Below are 18,340 nucleotides of genomic sequence, written 5' to 3' on the forward strand. Positions count from 1 at the left end.
TCCCGGAGGAGGCTTCCGTCCCGCTGTGTCTGCGTTCTCGCTGCTGACAAGAAAGAACATTACGGGTCGCCAGGGGGTGCGTCAAACCGGCCGTCTCGCCCTGCAACTGCGGCTCAAATGGGACGTACCTGCAGGTCAGGGCGTTCCCGCAGGCCGTGGAAAGCGCTCTTGCGTCCGGATGTGACCCACGTCTGAGAGGGGGGTCACCGGGGCTTATCGTCGGCTTGACATGTTCACTGGCGGTCATCTACGCGCCTCTGCACCACGGCACCGCGGCTGGGCCCTGATGCGGGGCCGGTCGCCGGTGCACGCACTCTCCGGCGCCGGCCTCCGCACAACGGGACGAGCCCCGGGTGACGTCTGGCGGTCGTCTCCCGGGGCTCGTCGGCCGATCGAACGGCGGATGATCAGCCGGCGATGCGGACCATCGCTGCACTCTTGCGACCACGGCGCAGCAACAGGTGGCCGCCGGGCAGCGCGGACAGGTCACCGACCTCGCCCTGCAGATCCTCAGAGCTGATCTTCTCGCCGTTGACCGAGAGCCCTCCCCCATCGGCGTCTCGTCGGGCCGCACCCTTGGAAGCCGCGATGCCGGTGTCGATGAATGCCTCCACCAGGGACGTGGTGGGCCCCACCGTGGCGCCGGGCAGTTCGCGAGCGACAGCCTGCAGTGTCGATCCGTCGAGCTCGCGCACATCCCCGCGGCCGAAGAGCACCGCAGCTGCGGCCTTCGCCTGGTTCGTCGCCTGCTGGCCATGGACCATCGTGGTCAGGTCATCCGCCAGGGACTTCTGCGCCGCGCGCTGATGGGAGGCCTCGACCGTGGCATGCTCCAGCTCCGCGATCTCCTCGCGGGTGCGGAACGTGAAGTACTTCAGGTAGTTCACGACATCCGCATCGGCCGCATTGAGCCAGAACTGATGGAAGGCATACGGGCTGGTCAGCTCCGCATCCAACCAGACTGCCCCGCCCTCGCTCTTGCCGAACTTGCTGCCGTCCGCCTTGGTGACCAGTGGTGTGGTCAGGGCATGGACGTCCTCGCCGTCGACCTTGTGGATCAGGTCGACGCCTGCCAGGAGGTTCCCCCACTGGTCATTGCCTCCGTACTGCAGGGACACCCCATGGCGGCGATGCAGCTCGAGGTAGTCGATGCCCTGGAGCACCTGGTAGCTGAACTCGGTGTAGCTGATCCCCTCATCGCTCTGCAGACGCCTTGCCACCGTGTCCTTGGCGAGCATGGTGCCCATGCGGAAGTGCTTGCCCATGTCCCGCAGGAAATCCAGGGCGCTCATCTGGCCGATCCAGTCGAGGTTGTTCACCATCGTCACCGCGAACTCGCCCTCGAGATCGAGGAAGCGGGAGATCTGGCCACGCAGGCTGTCCACCCACCGGCCGACGATCTCGGAGTCGTTCAGCACCCTCTCGCCCGACATCCGCGGGTCGCCGATCAGGCCGGTCGCCCCACCCACGAGGGCGTAGGGATGGTGGCCGGCCAGCTGCAGGCGACGCATGGTGAGCACCTGTGTCAGGTGGCCGACATGGAGCGATGCAGCTGTCGGGTCGAACCCGCAATACAGACTGACCGGTCCGTCCGCCAGAGCGCTGCCGAGCGCCTCACGCCCGGTGGTCTGCACGACGAGTCCTCGCCAGGCGAGCTCGTCCAGGACGGAATGCATCGATCAGTTCCTCTCGGTGGGGCACGAGGTGCCGTTGGGGCCGGGCAGTGCCGACCGATCTCGCAGGAGCTGGGACGAGGAGAGCCGGGACGGGGCAGGAGCCCCACTCCGGCCGGCTCGTAACCGGCGATCCGTCGGCCAGTATCCCATCATCCAGAGCGAAGGCGTGGCATCGTCCCGCCGCCACCAGAATACTGACGCCGGTGGGGGTTGAACGCCTGGTGGCCGTTCAACCCCCGCCCAGGGCAGATTTCCGGTGGCCCGAGGGGCCGGCTTCCGGCCGCGACCGGAGGAGCCGGGCTCGGTCCGAGGACGGGTTCCTCAGCGGTCCCGGGTGAAGCGGCGCAGTGCGGAGGCCGCGGCGTCGGCGGCCTCCTCCTGCTCCGCGACGCGCACCGGTGCGGTGCCGCCCTTCGCGTCGCGTGAGGCGATCGAGCCGTCGACCGACAGCACCGAGCGGACGGAGCCGTCGAGGTGCTCGGAGATGGAGGTCAGCTCCTGATCGGTGAGGTCCCACAGCTCCTTGTCCTGCTCCTCGGCGACCTTGACGCAGGCGCCCGAGATCTCGTGCGCCGAGCGGAACGGCACCCCGCGGCGCACCAGGTGATCCGCGATGTCCGTGGCGAGCGAGAAGCCCTGCGGGGCGAGCTCGGCCATGCGGTCGGTGTGGAACACCAGCGTCGCCATCATCCCGGTGAATGCGGGCAGCACCAGGTCGAGCGAGTCGACCTGGTCGAAGACGGGCTCCTTGTCCTCCTGCAGATCGCGGTTGTACGCCAGCGGCAGTGCCTTCAGCGTGGTCAGCAGGCCCACGAGGTCGCCGACCACCCGGCCGGCCTTGCCGCGGGCGAGCTCGGCGATGTCGGGATTCTTCTTCTGCGGCATGATCGAGGAGCCGGTGGAGTAGGCGTCGTCCAGGGTGATGAACGAGAACTCCTTGGTGTTCCACAGGATGATCTCCTCGGCGAGCCGCGACAGATCGATCCCGATCATCGCCAGCACGAACGAGAACTCGGCGGTCAGGTCCCGTGAGGCGGTCCCGTCGATCGAGTTCCACACCGAGTCCGTGAAGCCCAGCTCCGCCGCGATCGCCTGCGGGTCCAGGCCCAGGCTCGAGCCGGCCAGGGCGCCGGAGCCGTACGGGGAGCTGTCCGCCCGCACGTCCAGGTCCCGCAGCCGCTCCACGTTTCGCAGCAGCGGCCAGGCGTGGGCCAGCAGGTGGTGGCTGAGCAGCAGCGGCTGGGCGTGCTGGAGGTGCGTGCGACCGGGCATCGGGGCGCCGTGCACCTCACGGGCCCGTGCCACCAGCACATCGACCAGGTCCAGGACCTGCTCGCCGATCGCGCGGGCCTGATCGCGGATGAACAGCCGGATCAGGGTGGCGATCTGGTCGTTGCGCGAGCGACCGGCGCGCAGCTTGCCGCCGAGCTCGGGGCCTGCTCGTTCGATGAGACCGCGCTCGAGGGCGGTGTGCACGTCCTCGTCCTCGGGCGCGGCGGTGAACTCGCCGGAGGCGACGTCGGCCGCGAGCCGGTCCAGGGCGTCCTGCATCCCGGAGAGCTCGTCGTCGCCCAGCAGACCGGCGGCGTGCAGCACGTTCGCGTGTGCCTTCGAGCCGCGCAGGTCGTACTGCGCCAGACGCCAGTCGAAATGCGTGGAGACCGACAGCGCCGCCAGGGCGGCCGCCGGGCCGGAGCCGAAGCGTCCGCCCCACAGCGAGGCGTTCTCCTGCGCGGCCGACGGGTCGGCGGCGGCCGCCGGATCCGCCTCGCCCGTGGGGCCGGAGGCGCTGGAAGGCATGATGCCGTCCTGGCTCATGCCTGCCCCTCGGCGGCGTCGAGGTCCTCGCCGTTGCCGAAGGCGACGTCGCGGGCTGCGGCCTGCTTGGCGGCCAGGCCGTAGATGTCGATGAAGCCGCGTGCACTGCCCTGGTCGAAGGTGTCGCCCTCGTCGTAGGTCGCGAGGTTGAAGTCGTACAGGCCGGTCTCGGTGCGGCGACCGGTGACGGTGGCGCGGCCGCCGTGGAGGGTCATCCGGATATCGCCGTTGACGTAGCGCTGGGTGTCGGTCAGGAAGGCGTCCAGGGACTTCTTCAGCGGGGAGAACCACTGGCCGTCGTAGACCAGATCCGTCCAGCGGTCGCTGACGGTGCGCTTGAAGCGGGCCTGCTCGCGTTCGAGGGTGACGCGCTCGAGCTCCTGGTGCGCGGTGATCAGCGTCATCGCGCCGGGGGCCTCGTAGACCTCACGGGACTTGATGCCCACCAGGCGGTCCTCGACGATGTCGATCCGGCCGATGCCCTGGGCGCCGGCGCGGCGGTTGAGCTCCTGGATCGCCTCGAGCGGACTGACGGCGCGGCCGTCGATCGCCGTCGGGATGCCGTGCTCGAAGGAGATGACGACCTCGTCGGCGACCGGGGGAAAGGCGGGGTCGTCGGTGTAGCTGAAGACGTCCTTGGTGGGCTCGTTCCAGATGTCCTCGAGGAAGCCGGTCTCGATGGCGCGGCCCCACACGTTCTGATCGATCGAGAACGGGTTGTGCTTGGTGGTCTCGATCGGCAGGCCCTTGCGCTCGGCGTACTCGATGGCCTTGTCGCGGGTCAGGGCGAGGTCGCGCACCGGGGCGATGCACTTGAGCTCGGGAGCCAGGGAGGTGATCGAGACCTCGAAGCGGACCTGATCGTTGCCTTTGCCGGTGCAGCCGTGGGCGACCGTGGTGGCGCCGAACTTCTTGGCCGCCTTCACCAGGTGCTTGGTGATCACCGGACGGGAGATCGCGGAGACGTTCGGGTAGGCATCCATGTACAGCGAGTTCGCCTGCAGGGCACGCATGCAGTACTCGTTCGCGAACTCATCGCGGGCGTCGGCGACATAGGCCTCGACGGCGCCGCAGTCCAGGGCTCGCTGGCGGATCACCTCGAGATCCTCGCCGCCCTGGCCGACATCCACCGCGCAGGCGATGACGTCGGCGCCGGTGGCGTCATGGATCCAGCCGATGGCGACGGAGGTGTCGAGGCCGCCGGAGTAGGCGAGGACGATCTTTTCAGTCACGGGGAATGCTCCTAGTCGTGGGTCGTGCAGTCGTGGGTCGTGATGTCGTGGGTGCTGCGGGGAGGTCGAGGAGACCTCGGGGCGATCAGGCGCCGCGCGGGCGCCGGGGCACGGGCATGGTCTCGCCGGCGGGTCATCGGCCGTCCGCGAGGTCGAGCAGGCGCTCGGCGAGCCGATCTCCTCCGGCGGGGTCCCGGGAGACCAGCAGCACGGTGTCGTCCCCGGCGATCGTACCGAGGACGTCCGGCATGACGGACCGGTCCAGGGCGGAGGCGAGATACTGCGCACCTCCGGGCGGGGTGCGGACCACCACCAGGTTTCCGCTGGCCTCCGCCGATACGAGGAGGCCTTCTGCCAGGCGTGGCAGGCGCGCCTCGAGCAGCTCGCTCTCGGGCGCCGGGCCGGCCGGTCGCGGGCTGCCCCCTTCCGGCGGGAGGCGGTAGACGAGGCTCCCCGCCGAGCCGCGGACCTTCTCCGCCTGCAGTTCGACCAGGTCCCGGGACAGGGTGGCCTGGGTGACCTCGATGCCCTCGGCGGTCAGCAGCTGCGCGAGCTGGGACTGGGAGGACACCTCCTGGTGGGTGAGCAGCTGGACGATCCGCTGCTGACGGGAGGTCTTGGTCTGGGCGAGGGCGCCGCGACGGGTCTCGCTCATCGCTGCTCCCCCGTCGGGCGGGCGTGGGCCGCTGTGGCGTCGTCGGGGTGTTCCAGCAGCCAGGTCAGCAGTGCCTTCTGGGCGTGCAGCCGGTTCTCCGCCTCGTCCCAGACCACGGAGGACGGACCGTCGATCACCTCGGCGGTGACCTCCTTGCCGCGATAGGCGGGCAGGCAGTGCAGGAAGAGACCGCCGGAGAGCCCCATCAGCTCTGCGGTGACCTGGAACGGGGCGAAGGTCTCCTCTCCGCGTCCGTCCTCTCCCTCCTGGCCCATCGACACCCAGGTGTCGGTGAGCACCGCGGTGGCGCCGGTGACCGCCTCGCGGGGATCCTCCGTGAGGGTGATGCGCCCGCCGGTGGTGGCGGCGATCTCCTCGGCACGCGCGAGGATCTGCGGATCCGGGCGGTGCGAGGCGGGGGCGGCGATGCGCACGTCCAGGCCGGCGGTCGCCCCGCCCAGCAGGTAGGAGTGCGCCATATTGTTCGCCCCGTCCCCGAGGTAGGCCAGGGAGCGGCCGGCCAGCGCCGCCTCGCCGTCGGCCAGACCGCCGGTGTGCTGGGCGATGGTCTGCAGGTCCGCGAGGATCTGGCAGGGGTGGAACTCGTCGGTCAGGGCGTTGATCACCGGGACGGTGGCGGTGGCGGCCATCTCCTCGATGCGCTCCTGGCCGAAGGTGCGCCACACGATCGCGGAGACCATCCGGGTGAGCACCTCGGTGGTGTCGGAGATCGATTCGCCGCGGCCCAGCTGGCTGGATCCGGACTCGATCACCAGCGTGCTGCCGCCGAGCTCGGTGACGCCGGTCGCGAAGGAGATGCGGGTGCGGGTGGAGGACTTGTCGAATATGACAGCGACGGTGCGAGGGCCCTCCAGCGGGCGCTTCGCGAAGCGGTCGCCGGCGAGCTCGAGCGCGAGGGCGAGGACCTCCTTCTGCTCGGCCGGGCTCAGGTCGTCATCGCGCAGGAAGTGGCGGGGCATCTCAGTTCCCTCCCTCGTCGGTCGGTGCGGCTGCGGCGACGGCGTCGAGCAGGCCGGTCAGCGCGGCGGTGAAGGTCGCGAGCTCCTGGTCGGTGATGATCAGCGGTGGGGCGAGGCGGAGGGTGGATTCATCGGGCGCGTTGACGATGAATCCCTTCGCGAGTGCGGCGGCCGCGAGCTGCTTCGCGATCGGTGCCCGCAGTGCGATGCCGAGCAGCAGCCCGGCGCCGCGCACTCCCTCGATCAGCGGGTGGTCCAGGGCCAGGACCTCACGGGTGAATTGCGCGCCGACGGAGCGGACGTGTGCGAGCAGATCCTCCTCGAGGATCGTGCCGAGCACGGCCAGCCCGGCGGCGGAGGCCAGCGGGTTGCCGCCGAAGGTGGTGCCGTGCTGCCCGGGCTGCAGCAGGTCGTGCACCTCGGGGCCGAAGCTGATCACGGCACCGATCGGGAAGCCGCCGCCGAGTCCCTTGGCCAGTGTCATCACATCCGGCTGGAGGCCCTCGATCGCCTGGTGGGCGAACCAGTGCCCGGTGCGGCCGATACCCGTCTGCACTTCATCGAGGATCAGCAGCGTGCCGTGCTCTTGGGTGAGGCGGCGCAGCGCGCGCAGGTACTCGTCGCTCAGGGGCCGCACCCCGGCTTCGCCCTGGATGGGTTCGGCGAACACTGCGGCGACGTCCCCGGGGCCAGCGCTTCGGCGAGCGCCTGCTCGTCTCCGACCGGCAGGAACTCGACCCTGCCGGGCAGCGGCTCGAAGGGGGCGCGGTAGGCCTCCTTGGAGGTCAGCGCCAGCGCGCCCATGGTGCGGCCGTGGAAGGAGCTCGTCAGCGCGAGGATGCGGGGCCGGCCGGTGCGGCGGGCGATCTTGAAAGCCGCTTCATTGGCCTCGGAGCCCGAGTTCGCGAAGAACACCCCGGAGCCCTGCGGCGCCTGCGCGAGCTCGAGCAGCTTCTCCGCCAGCTCGATCTGCGGGGCGGAAGCGAAGAAGTTCGAGACGTGGCCGAGCGTCTCCGCCTGCTTGGCGATCGCGGACAGCAGCGCCGGGTGGGCGTGCCCCAGGGCGTTGACGGCGATCCCGGCGAGCAGATCGAGGTACTGCTGGCCGTCGGTGTCCCACACGTGCACGCCCTCGCCGCGGGCGAGGACCTTCTGCGGGGTGCCGAAGACCGGCAGCAGCGCTCGGCCGTAGCGTCCGGCGTAGTCGGCGCTCGTCCCCTCCGACGGGATGGTCTGCTCAGACATAGTCGTCCCTCCTCACCATGGTGCCCACGCCCTTGGTCGTGAACACCTCCAGCAGCACGGCATGCTCGATGCGGCCGTCGATCATCGCGGCGGTGCGCACTCCGGCGTCGACCGCCCCAGCAGCGCCTCGGCCTTCGGGATCATCCCGGCGGTGAGGTCGGGCAGCATCTGCCGCAGCTCGGTCGCGGAGATCTCGGGGATCAGCGATCCGCGGTCTGGCCACTCGCGGTACAGGCCTTCGACGTCGGTGAGCATCACGAGCTTCTCCGCGTCGAGCCCTTCGGCGAGGGCCGCGGCGGCGAGGTCCGCGTTGATGTTCAGCACCTCGCCGGTGGGGTGGCCGGCGGCGTCGACCTCGGGCGCGATCGAGGAGATCACCGGGATCCGGCCCGCCTCGAGCAGATCGGAGATCGCGGCGATGTTGACGCCCTGGACCGCGCCGACGTGGCCGAGGTCGACATCCTCCCCGTCCACGACGGTGCCGCGGCGGGTGGCGGTGAACAGGCGGCCGTCCTCTCCGGACATCCCGATGGCGAAGGGCCCGTGGTGGTTGATGAGACCGACGAGCTGGCGGCCCACCTGTCCCACCAGCACCATGCGGGCGATGTCCATGGTCTCGGCGTCGGTGACGCGCAGGCCGCCGCGGAACGTCGACTCCTTGCCGACCCGTTCGAGCATGGCATTGATCTGCGGCCCGCCGCCGTGGACGACGACCACGTGGATGCCGGCCAGGCGCATGAAGACGATGTCCGCCGCGAAGCCGCGCCGCAGGTCGTCGTCGACCATGGCGTTGCCGCCGTACTTGACCACCACGATCTTGCCGCGGAAGCGCTGCATCCAGGGCATCGCCTCGATCAGCACCTCGGACTTCTCGCGTGCCTCGCTGCGGGCGGCGTCGAGCTGGGCGAGGGGGTTCTTGCCCACCAGCGGGGCCTCTGTGCGGTGGTGGTCGCCGGTCGCGGCATCGTTGGCGGGCCCGGTGGGGTCAGGAGGGGTAGGGGCGGTGCTCATGAGGAGTAGGCGCTGTTCTCTTCGACGTAGTCGTGGGTGAGGTCGTTGGTCCAGATGTCTCCGGTGGCGGTGCCCGCACCGAGGTCCACCTCGATGAGGGTCTCCCGCGGAGTCATGTCCACCTCGGAGCGGTCGCGGTGGGCTCCCCCGCCGCGGCACACCTCGACACCGTTGACGGTGACGGAGAGATCCTGGACGGCGAAGGGGGCGACGGCCTCGGGCACGCAGCCGGCGGCGGAGACGATGCGCCCCCAGTTGGGGTCGTTGCCGAAGATCGCGGCCTTGACCAGATTCGAACGTGCGATCTCCCGGGCCACGGCGAGCGCGGCCTGCTCGGTGCCCGCCGAGCGCACGATCACGTGGACGTCATGGCTGGCGCCCTCGGCATCGGCGACCAGCTGCCGGGCCAGGTCCGCGCTGACGGTCCGCACGGCCTCGGTGAGCTCATCGAGGGAGACGGTGATGCCGCTCGCCCCGGAGGCCAGCAGGATCACGGTGTCGTTGGTGGACATGCAGGCATCGGAGTCGACCCGGTCGAAGGTGGTGGCGGTGGCCGCCCGCAGTGCGGCGTCGGCGGTCGCGGCGTCGACGTCCGCATCGGTGGTGAGCACCACGAGCATGGTCGCGAGCTGTGGGGCGAGCATGCCCGCGCCCTTCGCGATCCCGCCCACGACGGCGCCGGAGGCGGTGGTGGCCTCGGCGGTCTTGGGGACGGTGTCGGTGGTCATGATCGCCCGCGCAGCGGAGTCGTCGGCCTGGCGCCCGGCGTCCAGCTGCCCGGTCGCGGCGGTGATGCCGGCCAGCAGCGGATCCATCGGCAGCCGCTCCCCGATCAGGCCGGTCGAGCAGACCAGCACGTCCTGGGCGGAGATCTCGAGCTGCCTCGCCAGATGCTCGGCGGTGCGGTGGGTGTCGGCGAATCCCTCGGGGCCGGTGCAGGCATTGGCGCCGCCGGAGTTCAGCACCACCGTGCGGGCGCGGCCGTCGGCGACTGCCTCCCGGGACCACAGCACGGGTGCGGCCTGGACGCGGTTGGCGGTGAAGACCGCGGCCGCGGTGTCACGGGGACCGTCGTTGACGATGAGGGCGAGATCCGCGCTGGGGGTGGACTTGATGCCGGCGGAGAGGCCGACGGCGCGGAAGCCGCGGGGGCGGGTGATCGACACGGGTGCTCCTGGAAGGGATGAGGTCGTGGGAGATGAGGGGCGCGGGGCCCGGCGGGCGCTGTCGGAACGGCCCCGCGGAGGGTCTCAGGGGGCCAGTGCGGTACGGGTCAGTCCCGTGGCCTCGGGCAGCCCGAGCGCCAGGTTCAGGGACTGGAGCGCCGCGCCGGCGGTGCCCTTGACCAGGTTGTCCAGGGCGGAGATCACGGTGGCCTGGCCGCTGCGATGGTCCACGGCGGCCCCGATGCGGAGCGTGTTCGCGCCAGCGACCTCACCGGTGGAGGGGAAGACGCCTTCGGGCAGCACGGTGATGAAGTGCTCCTCGGCGTAGTCGGCCTGCAGCGCGGCGAGGAGGTCGGCGGTGGAGGTGCCCTCGTCCACGGGTGCGGTGCACACGGCGAGGATGCCCCGGCTCATCGGCACCAGCACGGGGGTGAAGGCGAGGCGCTGGCCGTCCCGTCCGGTGGCGCGGCGCAGGTTCTGCAACACCTCGGGGACGTGGCGGTGGCTGCCGCCCACGGCGTAGGGGGAGGCGGAGCCGGAGGCCTCGCTGAAAAGCAGATGCTGCTTGGCGGCGCGGCCGGCCCCGGAGTAGCCGACGGGGAGCACGGCGCTGAGCCGTTCGGCGTCGAGGAGCCCGGCGCGCAGCAGGGGCGCGAGGGCGAGGGAGACGGCGGTGGCGTTGCAGCCGGGCACCGCGATCTCGCGGGCGCCGACCAGCTGGTCCCGCTGGCGGGTGCCATCGGCCAGCAGCAGCTCGGGCATGCCGTAGGTCCAGGTGCCGGAGTGCTCGCTGGAGTAGTAGTCGCTCCAGTCCTCGGCGCTCTCCAGGCGGTGATCCGCCCCGAGGTCCAGCACCAGCACCTCCGGGTCCTCGGCGCGCAGCGCGGCGGCGATCTGCCCGGACTGGCCATGGGGCAGGGCGAGCACGACCGCGTCGTGGCCGCGCAGCGTGTCCACGCTCGTCTCGGCCAGCACCGGGTCGTGGCCGAGGTCGATGTGCGGGGCGACCTCGGAGAGGTGCTTGCCGGCGCTCGAGTGCGCGGCCACGGTCGCCACCTCGATGCCCGGATGCCCGGCGAGCAACCGCAGCGTCTCGCCCCCGGCGTAGCCGGAGGCTCCGACGACGGCGATGCGGGGTCGATGCGTCGTCTCGCCCAGGGGAGCTGCGGTGGAGGGGGACGCGTCGCCGGAGTTGAGAGCCATGCCGGAAGTATATACATCCAACTGCATGATCAGCCACTCGGGGGCCCGTCGCTCGCGGCTCGCGAGGGCGACGCAGCGCAAGACGTTGACGCGGGAGGTGCTGTAGCGGTTAAGCTCTGGTTCACCGGTTAAGTAGCGTGCCTCACACATCCCGTGATCCCGAGGCCCTGACGTGCCAGCGACGGCACACGACAGGAGAAGCAGTGACCACGAGTGCGACATCGACGTCGCCGGCGGGTGAATCACCCGCCCTCGGCGAGACCCCAGCCCGCGGGCGACGCCGCGTGCCTCCGAACCTGGTCTTCCTGGCCAAGCGAGCCGCGACCTACCTGGTGGTCTTCCTGGTATCGGTGGTGCTGAACTTCGTGCTCCCCCGCTTGATGCCGAACGACCCCGCCCAATCGATGATCCGCGACATCTACGACAAGACGGGCCAGCGCCCCTCCGAGTACCAGATGACGATCATCCACAACATGTACGGCGACCCCAGCGCCTCGATCTGGGAGCAGTTCTGGAACTATCTCGTCCAGCTCGCTCGGCTCGATCTGGGACGCTCGATCATGTATTACCCGATGGAGGTCACCGACCTCATCGTGCAGGCCCTGCCGTGGACCGTGTACCTGGGCCTGGTCTCGACCCTGCTGGGCTGGCTCATCGGCACCTACCTCGGGGCACGGCTGGGCTGGCGGCCCGGACGGCTGCTCGACACCATCGTCACCCCGTTTGCGATGTTCTTCTCCTCGATCCCGCCGTTCTGGCTGGGCCTGCTGCTGGTCTGGTACCTCTCGTACTCCAAGGGGCTGTTCCCAGCACAGGGCGCGGTGAACCAGCGGGTCCGTCCCGCCGAGCTGACGAATCTCGACTGGGTCCTGAGCATCGCGTACCACTCGCTGCTGCCGCTGGTCTGCCTGATCGTGGTCGGCTTCACCGGCTGGCTGTTCAGCATGCGCAACATGATGATCACCACCGTCAACGAGGACTACGTCCACCTGGCCCGCGCCAAGGGGCTCACCCCCGAGCGCGTGCGCAACGCGTACGCCGCCCGCAACGCGCTGCTGCCCAACATCACGGGTCTGGCGATGTCGATGGGCGGGGTGCTGATGGCCGTCGTGCTGGCCGAGGCCGTGTTCATCTACCCCGGCCTGGGCGGCCTGATCGGGGCCTCGACGGCGGTGCGCGACTACCCCCTGATGCAGGCGCTGCTTCTGATCGTCATCGTGCTCAGCCTGATCTTCAACTTCATCGCGGACAGCGTCTACGTGCTGCTGGACCCGCGCACCCGGGAAGGGAGCTGAGATGCTGCGACGATTCCTCGCGAACCCGAAGGTCGGCATCGGCCTGACCATCATCGGCCTGTTCACCCTGGTCGCGCTCCTGGGCAAGCCCTTCGCCTCCGAGATCATGGGCCGTACCCCGCAGTCGATCTTCCCCGAGGCGATGGGAGCATCCCCGAGCTGGACCCATCCGCTGGGCACCACGGCCTCCGGGCAGGACGTGTTCACCTGGATGCTCTACGGCACCTACAACTCGATGTTCGTGGGCTTCGCCTCTGCGATCATCGCCTCTGCGATCGGGATCGCCATGGGCACCGCCGCAGGATTCCTGGGCGGCGCCGTGGATCGCCTGCTCAACGGCGTCATCCTGATCTTCCAGAACCTTCCGTCCTTCCCGGTCCTGATCATCGCGGCGACCTTCTGGCGGGAGATGCCGCTGCTGGTGGTCTCGATCCTGATCGGGCTGTTCGAGTGGACGGGCGGCGCTCGTCGCATACGCGCCCAGGCGCTGAGTCTGCGGGGCCGTGATTTCACCACCGCGCTGCGCACGATCGGCGAATCCAAAGCACGGATCGTCTTCGTCGAGGTCATGCCGCATCTGTTCGGGATCCTCTCCCCCATCTTCCTCACGCTCATCGCCGCCGGCGTGGGCATGCAGGCCTCGATGGCGATGCTCGGGATCGGCAACGCCGCAGAGCCCAGCTGGGGACTGATCATCAACTACGCCTTCGGGATGAACGCCCTGTTCCGCGGCATGTGGTGGTGGTTCGTACCGCCGGGACTGTGCCTGGCGCTGCTGGGCTTCGCCACCACGATGGTCAACTTCGGCCTGGACGAGATCACCAACCCGACCCTCAGCACCAGGCGGATGACGCTGATGCGCAAGTTCCTCAAGCGGAACCGTCGGATCACGCCGCGCGCCAACGCCTCGACCACTCCGACGGGAGCCGTCTCATGACCACCGTGACCTCGCACACCGCCGACCAGGAGGTCCCGACGATCGTCGAGGCCTCGCTGGTCCCCGTGGAGACCACCCAGCAGATCATCGAGCGCCTGGAGGGCTCACCGCTGCTGCTCGAGGCGGAGGGGCTCGACGTCACCTACGTCGTCGAGGAGGGCGAGGTACCGGCCTGCCGCGACATCGACATCCAGCTCCGCCGCGGAGAGATCCTCGGCATCGCCGGCGAGTCCGCCTCAGGGAAGTCCACCCTCCTCAACGCGCTCTCCCGGCTGCAGCGACCCCCGGCGGTCACCAGCGCCGGCTCGGTGCGCTTCCATCCCGACGGCGGTGACCCCGTGGACCTCACGGCGCTCAGCGAGGATCAGCTGCGTCGTTACCGCTGGGACTCCCTGTCGATCGTCATGCAGTCCGCGATGGCCTCGCTGAACCCGGTGCTCCGCCTGGAGACCCAGTTCATCGACGTGATCATGGAGCACGACCGCTCGATGACCAAGGCCTCGGCACGGGCCCGCGCCGGTGAGCTGCTCGAAATGGTGGGCATCCCCTCCGGCCGGCTGCGGTCGTACTCCTACCAGCTCTCCGGGGGCATGCAGCAGCGCGCCCTGATCGCCCTCTCGCTGGCCTCGAACCCCGAGATCGTGTTCATGGACGAGCCGACCACCGCCGTCGACGTCGTGATGCAGCGGCAGATCCTCACCCAGATCCTCCAGCTCCAGGCGTCCCTCGGCTTCGCGATCGTGTTCGTGACCCATGACCTCTCGCTGCTGCTGGAGATCTCCGACCGGATCACGATCATGTACGGCGGGCGCATCGTCGAGGTGGGGATGCCCGAGCAGCTGTACTCGGCGGCACAGCACCCCTACACCCGCGGGCTGCGCGCCGCCTTCCCGCCGCTGTCCGAGCCGGTGCGCCGATTGCAGGGGATCCCCGGGAACCCGCCGGACCTGCTGGATCTGCCCACCGGATGCTCCTTCGCACCCCGGTGCCCGCTCGCGATCGAACGCTGTCGCATCGAACGGCCCGAGCTTGTGCCCACCGCGAACGGCGTCGTGGCCTGCCATCGGGCCGGCGAGAGCACGGAGGCGGCGCTGCCGGGGGCCGGTGCGGACGAGGCGGCGCCGGAGGCGATCGATCATCCCGCCGTCACGGGACCGGCCGCCGAGGAACAGACCACCAGCGCGACGACGGAGGAGCGATGAGCATCGTGAGCCGCAGATCCCGATCACACCCGATGACGCCGCAGGAGCCCGGCGTCCCGGTCTTCGAGACCCACGACCTGTCGGTGCACTTCCGCGTCGACGGCCCCGAGGGCAAGGTCACCGTCCGGGCCCTGGACGGGATCGACTTCACCCTCCAGGAGGGTGAGATCGCCGCGCTGGTGGGCGAGTCCGGGTCGGGCAAGACCACGCTGGCCCGCGTCTTCTCCCTGATCCATGCACCGACCGGGGGCGACGTGCAGGTCGGCGGTGTGCCGCTGAAGAAGGCGGCGAAGGACGAGCGGCGCTACTACCGCGACGTGCAGCTGATCTTCCAGGACCCCTTCGCCTCGCTGAACGCGCTGAAGAAGATCCGCCACATCATCGAGCGCCCGGTGCGGATCCACCGCCTCGCCGCCGGTCGCCGGGCCGTGGCCGAGAAGGTGACCGAGCTGCTGGAACGGGTGAACCTCACGCCGGCCTCGCGGTACATCGACCGCTATCCGACCGATCTCTCCGGCGGGCAGCGTCAGCGGGTGGCGATCGCGAAGTCCCTCGCGGTCAGCCCCAAGGTGCTGCTGGCCGACGAGCCCACCTCGATGCTCGACGCCTCGATCCGCCTGGAGGTGCTGAACCTGCTCTCCGATCTGCGGGAGAGCGAGGGCCTCGCCGTCCTCTACATCACCCATGACATCGCCAGCGCCCGCTACGTCTCGGATCGGATCCACGTCATGTACGGCGGCCGGATCATCGAATCCGGGCCCACCGAGCAGATCGTCTCGGACCCCGTGCACCCGTACACGCGCCTGCTCATCGAGTCCGCACCGGATCCCGCGCATTTCAAGGGCTCGGGGCATTCCGCGGCACTGAGCAGCTCGACCGCCGCCCCGGTGGACAACTCGGTCGAGGTGGTCGGCTGCCGGTTCGCGAATCGCTGCCCGCTGGCCCGCCCCGAGTGCACGAGCGCCCCGATACCCCGCTCCTTCGGACCGGACGGCCGCGACGTGCTGTGCGTTCTGGCCGACGAGCGCCCCGACTTCACCTGCCCCACCCCCACCCCCGCCGCACCTGCGGCACGTTGAGAAGGAACGATCAAGGATGATCTCACCGAAGATGACCCGCCGCAGCGTGCTCGGCGCCCTCGGCATCGGAACCCTCGCCGCGACCGCGGCGGGCTGTTCCAGCGACAGCGGCGGCACCGGAGGCGGGGGAGGTGGCGAAGGCGCCCTGTTCGTCGTCGGCGCCACCGTGACCGCCACGAACCAGTTCGCCAAGAACTTCAACCGCTACGGCGGCGGCGATACGGCGCCCGGGCTCGACCTCGTCTACGAGCCGCTGTTCCGCCTGTCCTCGAAGGACGGCGGGCAGCTGCTGCCGATGCTCGCGGAGTCCGCCGAGCATTCGGAGGACGGCACGGAGGTCACCTACCACCTTCGCAAGGGGGTGACCTGGTCCGACGGCGAGCCCTTCACCTCGAAGGACGTGCTGTTCACCCTGGGCTCGATCTACGGGACTCCGAACCCGGAGCCCGCGGAGGACGAGTTCGTGTGGCTCGCCTCCCCGATCGAGACCCCGGACGATCACACCGTGACCGTGAAGTACAACGACGACCAGCGCCAGCAGGAGGTGAACCTCGCCCTCTACTACCCGATCGTGCCTGCGCACGTCTACCAGGACGGGGACCAGCTGGAGTTCCCCCAGGACATCATGGATGACCCCATCGGCACCGGCCCGGCGACCCTGGAGTCCTTCGATACTCAGCTGATCACCTACGCGATGCGCGAGGACTACTGGGGTGGCACCTCCGAGGTCGGCCAGGTGCAGTTCGTCCCCTCGGGCCAGGCAGGAAATATCGAGACCCAGATCAGCCAGGGAGAGGTCGACTTCGCAGAAGGCGGCGCGCCGGGCGTGGTCAACGGCTTCATCGGCATGGCGGAGACCAACGAGTACGCATGGATCGCCGACGGTGCCTCGGAAGGGATCATCTTCATGACCGCCCGTCCCGAGTCGCCGATGGCCGACGACGACGTGCGCCAGGCCTTCCGCGCCGCGGTCGACTACACCGCGGTGATGGAGGCCTCCGGCATCGGCTACACGATCCCCAACGCCGCCGGCGTGGATCCCGTCCTCAACGAATCGCTCCAGCAGCCTGAGTTCAACGAGCCGATGGCGCTGGACGCCGAGGCGGCGAAGGCGGCATTCGAGAAGTCCGGCTGGAGCGTGAACGCGGCCGGCAACCTGGAGAAGGACGGCACGGAGCATCCCCTGAGCCTGCAGATCCAGAACGACAACGCGACCTTCATGGTGACCATGCCGATCGTGGTCTCCAACTGGGAGGAGCACCTCGGCGTGAAAGTCGCCTTCGACCCGAAGCCGAAGGACGTCATGGACACGATCCTCGCCACCGGGGAGTTCGACCTCGTCGCCACGGGACTGGGCTATCCCGGCTCCCCCTGGTCGAACTACACCATGTACGACCAGCCGATCCTCCCCATCGAGGAGGAGACGACCAACGGCAACTGGGGCCGTTGGGACTGGGGCGAGGAGGCCGCGGAGAAGATGCAGATCCTCGTCTCCACCCTGAACACCCCGGAGACCCAGGAGCAGATCACCGAGGGCGTCCAGGGCGTCCAGCAGGCCTTCCTGGAGCAGGCTCCGCATGCTCCCGTGCAGGGCGGAGGCACCGGCGTCATGTATTCGCAGAAGAACTGGAACGGCTTCCCGGATCCGGCCGACGTCGACTACTTCCCGCGGGTGAACGGCATGGGCAACATGACCCAGCTGCTGATGGCGATCACACCCACCACCTGAGGCCTGTCACCGCCGCTCCGACGGCCGACGGGGCCGGCCCACCTGCGTGGGTCGGCCCCGTCGGCCGCTCCTGCGTACGGCGCGCCTGCCGGCCGGCCCGGCGCGTCGGCCTCAGATGCCTCGCAGGTGCTGCGAGAGCAGGCGCGTCCAGGGGTAGTCGGTCCCGCTGATCTCATCGTCGAGGAAATCGACCCCGTCGCGATCGATGGCGTAGGAGAACACCCCGGCCTTGGTCTCCCCTGCGGGCTGCCACTGCGCGTAGGCCAGGGCTCGGGAGTCCTCGACGGGCTCGGAGGTGTCGTCCCAGCGGTTGAGGTCGAACTCCTCGTAGAAGGAGAATCCGATGAGCCAGCGCTCGGCCGGGATCAGCGGGGCGAAGGTGTCCCAGGTCCCTTGCAGCGAATCGAGCTTCCGTCCGTAGGCCTGCACGAGCACGTAGTCGTACAGCTCCGCGGTGTCGCGGAAGACGGGCTGATCGCCGCCCAGGTTGGTGTCGTAGATCAGCAGCGAGTCGGTGCCGGATTCCTTGCCGAGCAGTCGCGACAGCTCGTGGAAGACGGCGGCGGCCCGGTCGGCGGCGGCCGGTTCGAGCCGGTTCTCCATGTCGACGTCCAGCCCGTCGAGACCGTGGGCATGGACGAGCTCGCCCACCAGCTTCTCGGCGAGGGCGCGGTGGCCGCTGGGGGTGTCGGGGAACGCTGGGTCCAGGAGGGCGCCGATGTCCGTGGTGCGCACCACGGCTGTGCCGCGCTCGTGCAGGGCCGGGACGTACTCCTGGCGCAGCACGTCCCAGAACGGGTTCTCGGGCGGGGTGAAATCCGGGAACACGAAGGCGACGTCGACCTCCGCGGGGATGTCACCGAAGCAGTTGGGCTTCGTGGGATCCGCGACCCGGTCGTGCCAGGTGCGGAAGTAGGCCATCTGCAGATCGGTGCGGGGATAGGGGCTGGCGACCATGGCGGCTCCTCGTTGCTTGAACGGTTGAGTGCCCATCGTTCCATGTCGTCACCGGGGTGGGAAGCACAGTGGGGAAGCTGCGGAGGATCGGCTCGTGCTGTGCAGGAGCCGATGCAGGCGCGCCGGGAGCGGGATCGGGGCTCAGCCGGCCCGCA

At 69.7% G+C, this 18,340-nt stretch carries 13 protein-coding genes and 2 pseudogenes; 5 read left to right on the forward strand and 10 right to left on the reverse strand.

Annotated features, from left to right (window positions below; all coding sequences use genetic code 11):
• Positions 1-407 precede the first annotated feature (407 nt).
• The 9 genes and pseudogenes from tyrS to argC form a co-directional block, all read right to left on the reverse strand.
• Positions 408-1,676 carry a tyrosine--tRNA ligase gene (gene tyrS / locus CFK39_RS03205; RefSeq protein ID WP_089064243.1) on the reverse strand — a complete coding sequence of 423 codons (1,269 nt, stop codon included), beginning with the start codon at positions 1,674-1,676 and terminating at the stop codon, positions 408-410.
• Positions 1,677-1,997: 321 nt separating this feature from the next.
• Positions 1,998-3,476, reverse strand: coding sequence for an argininosuccinate lyase (gene argH / locus CFK39_RS03210; protein ID WP_245822872.1), 1,479 nt, complete (start codon positions 3,474-3,476; stop codon positions 1,998-2,000).
• A 14-nt stretch (positions 3,477-3,490) separates the two neighbouring features.
• Entirely contained in the window at positions 3,491-4,726 is a 1,236-nt protein-coding gene (locus tag CFK39_RS03215) for an argininosuccinate synthase (RefSeq protein WP_089064244.1), read from the reverse strand.
• Positions 4,727-4,859: 133 nt separating this feature from the next.
• Positions 4,860-5,381, reverse strand: coding sequence for an arginine repressor (locus CFK39_RS03220; RefSeq protein WP_089064245.1), 522 nt, complete (start codon positions 5,379-5,381; stop codon positions 4,860-4,862).
• On the reverse strand, positions 5,378-6,361 hold the full coding sequence (gene argF / locus CFK39_RS03225) for an ornithine carbamoyltransferase (protein WP_089064246.1): 984 nt from the start codon (positions 6,359-6,361) through the stop codon (positions 5,378-5,380). The genes CFK39_RS03220 and argF overlap by 4 nt, the downstream gene beginning before the upstream one ends.
• A 1-nt stretch (position 6,362) precedes the next feature.
• Positions 6,363-7,606: pseudogene (locus CFK39_RS03230) on the reverse strand (acetylornithine transaminase).
• Positions 7,599-8,452 (reverse strand): annotated as a pseudogene (gene argB / locus CFK39_RS03235) (acetylglutamate kinase). Before argB ends, CFK39_RS03230 begins: the two co-directional pseudogenes overlap by 8 nt.
• Before the next feature lie 161 nt (positions 8,453-8,613).
• Positions 8,614-9,783: a bifunctional glutamate N-acetyltransferase/amino-acid acetyltransferase ArgJ gene (gene argJ, locus CFK39_RS03240; RefSeq protein WP_089064247.1), complete on the reverse strand. Its 1,170-nt coding sequence runs from the start codon at positions 9,781-9,783 to the stop codon at positions 8,614-8,616.
• A gap of 84 nt (positions 9,784-9,867) precedes the next feature.
• Positions 9,868-10,986, reverse strand: coding sequence for an N-acetyl-gamma-glutamyl-phosphate reductase (gene argC / locus CFK39_RS03245; protein ID WP_245822874.1), 1,119 nt, complete (start codon positions 10,984-10,986; stop codon positions 9,868-9,870).
• Positions 10,987-11,270: 284 nt separating this feature from the next.
• On the opposite strand from argC, the gene CFK39_RS03250 reads away from it, so the two are divergent.
• Genes CFK39_RS03250 through CFK39_RS03270 form a run of 5 tightly spaced genes read left to right on the forward strand, consistent with a single transcriptional unit; the run spans position 11,271 to position 17,228 of the window.
• Positions 11,271-12,281 (forward strand): ABC transporter permease, encoded by a 1,011-nt coding sequence (locus tag CFK39_RS03250; RefSeq protein ID WP_245822876.1) that lies wholly within the window; start codon positions 11,271-11,273, stop codon positions 12,279-12,281.
• 1 nt (position 12,282) lies between these two features.
• Positions 12,283-13,218 carry an ABC transporter permease gene (locus CFK39_RS03255; RefSeq protein WP_089064250.1) on the forward strand — a complete coding sequence of 312 codons (936 nt, stop codon included), beginning with the start codon at positions 12,283-12,285 and terminating at the stop codon, positions 13,216-13,218.
• Positions 13,215-14,420: an ABC transporter ATP-binding protein gene (locus CFK39_RS03260; protein ID WP_089064251.1), complete on the forward strand. Its 1,206-nt coding sequence runs from the start codon at positions 13,215-13,217 to the stop codon at positions 14,418-14,420. The genes CFK39_RS03255 and CFK39_RS03260 overlap by 4 nt, the downstream gene beginning before the upstream one ends.
• Positions 14,417-15,499 (forward strand): ABC transporter ATP-binding protein, encoded by a 1,083-nt coding sequence (locus CFK39_RS03265; RefSeq protein WP_245822878.1) that lies wholly within the window; start codon positions 14,417-14,419, stop codon positions 15,497-15,499. Before CFK39_RS03260 ends, CFK39_RS03265 begins: the two co-directional genes overlap by 4 nt.
• Positions 15,500-15,515: 16 nt before the next feature.
• Positions 15,516-17,228 (forward strand): ABC transporter substrate-binding protein, encoded by a 1,713-nt coding sequence (locus tag CFK39_RS03270; protein WP_089064252.1) that lies wholly within the window; start codon positions 15,516-15,518, stop codon positions 17,226-17,228.
• 111 nt (positions 17,229-17,339) lie between these two features.
• Here CFK39_RS03270 and CFK39_RS03275 read toward each other — a convergent pair whose 3' ends face one another.
• Positions 17,340-18,185 carry an EndoS/ChiA family endoglycosidase gene (locus CFK39_RS03275; RefSeq protein WP_089064253.1) on the reverse strand — a complete coding sequence of 282 codons (846 nt, stop codon included), beginning with the start codon at positions 18,183-18,185 and terminating at the stop codon, positions 17,340-17,342.
• Positions 18,186-18,340: the final 155 nt, after the last annotated feature.

It is taken from the genome of Brachybacterium avium, from assembly GCF_002216795.1.
Lineage (GTDB): Bacteria > Actinomycetota > Actinomycetes > Actinomycetales > Dermabacteraceae > Brachybacterium > Brachybacterium avium.

Bases quoted from the DNA above. Each gene is read 5' to 3' on its own strand.
- CFK39_RS03255 (WP_089064250.1), top strand. From the start codon at position 12,283: ATGCTGCGACGATTCCTCGCGAACCCGAAGGTCGGCATCGGCCTGACC.
- CFK39_RS03265 (WP_245822878.1), top strand. From the start codon at position 14,417: ATGAGCATCGTGAGCCGCAGATCCCGATCACACCCGATGACGCCGCAG.
- CFK39_RS03220 (WP_089064245.1), bottom strand. From the start codon at position 5,381: ATGAGCGAGACCCGTCGCGGCGCCCTCGCCCAGACCAAGACCTCCCGT.
- argH (WP_245822872.1), bottom strand. From the start codon at position 3,476: ATGCCTTCCAGCGCCTCCGGCCCCACGGGCGAGGCGGATCCGGCGGCC.
- CFK39_RS03275 (WP_089064253.1), bottom strand. From the start codon at position 18,185: ATGGTCGCCAGCCCCTATCCCCGCACCGATCTGCAGATGGCCTACTTC.
- CFK39_RS03260 (WP_089064251.1), top strand. From the start codon at position 13,215: ATGACCACCGTGACCTCGCACACCGCCGACCAGGAGGTCCCGACGATC.
- argF (WP_089064246.1), bottom strand. From the start codon at position 6,361: ATGCCCCGCCACTTCCTGCGCGATGACGACCTGAGCCCGGCCGAGCAG.
- tyrS (WP_089064243.1), bottom strand. From the start codon at position 1,676: ATGCATTCCGTCCTGGACGAGCTCGCCTGGCGAGGACTCGTCGTGCAG.
- argC (WP_245822874.1), bottom strand. From the start codon at position 10,986: ATGGCTCTCAACTCCGGCGACGCGTCCCCCTCCACCGCAGCTCCCCTG.
- CFK39_RS03270 (WP_089064252.1), top strand. From the start codon at position 15,516: ATGATCTCACCGAAGATGACCCGCCGCAGCGTGCTCGGCGCCCTCGGC.